The following is a 677-nucleotide window of genomic DNA, read 5'->3' on the forward strand; positions in this document are numbered from 1 at the left end:
ATCGGTGAGGGATTGGTATGTGCGCTGGAAGATGATCTTGACTTTTCCGTCGGGCATTACATAAAACGCTCTGGAAGAGGGACTGTCGAATTTGTGAAAGACTCTTCAGGTGAGCATTATATTTCAATGATCCTCTTCCGCGAGGCTGAGGAACTGCAAGGGAAAGAGACTATTCTCACCGGTCAAGCACTGCGTGAGATTCTCGATAAGCGTGAGTTCATGTTGTGCACGTTCAGAGTTCATACCACTCGTTACAAAACATACTTCTCAAATGTTATGCGCGTGCCGACAGCAGATCTGTTGAAGGCAGCTGCTAAAGAGTAATAGCGAACGGTTAGGCTTCTTGTCAGAAAGCAAGCAGCCTTACTGCACACTCGCTTCCCAGTTACCGCTCATCAAACCATCAAGTGCCTGCCTCACGGTGATCTTGAAAACCCCGGCCTTTCCCTCATCGAAGGCCGATTTCCAGTACGTATACCCCTGACTGAAATCAGCAATCTCGGCGGTCTAACCCACGCGGTGGGTGAGGCCGAGTTGCAGAGCTTTGGCGAAGAAAATCTAGCTATATTTGTAAATCCCATAATGTGGGAATGATATTTATATATTGAGATTTCTCTGCGTCCAGGTCTATAGTCCAGCTCACTCACTGCCAAAAAACAAAACAGGTGAAGCGATGC

The 677-nt window shown here is 47.4% G+C and carries 1 pseudogene; it reads left to right on the plus strand.

Annotated features, from left to right (window positions below):
- Nucleotides 1-324 (plus strand): annotated as a pseudogene (locus tag AC1DLB_RS31420) (hypothetical protein); the annotation flags it as partial.
- Nucleotides 325-677: the final 353 nt, after the last annotated feature.

The organism is Pseudomonas sp. 05N434, from assembly GCF_056396965.1.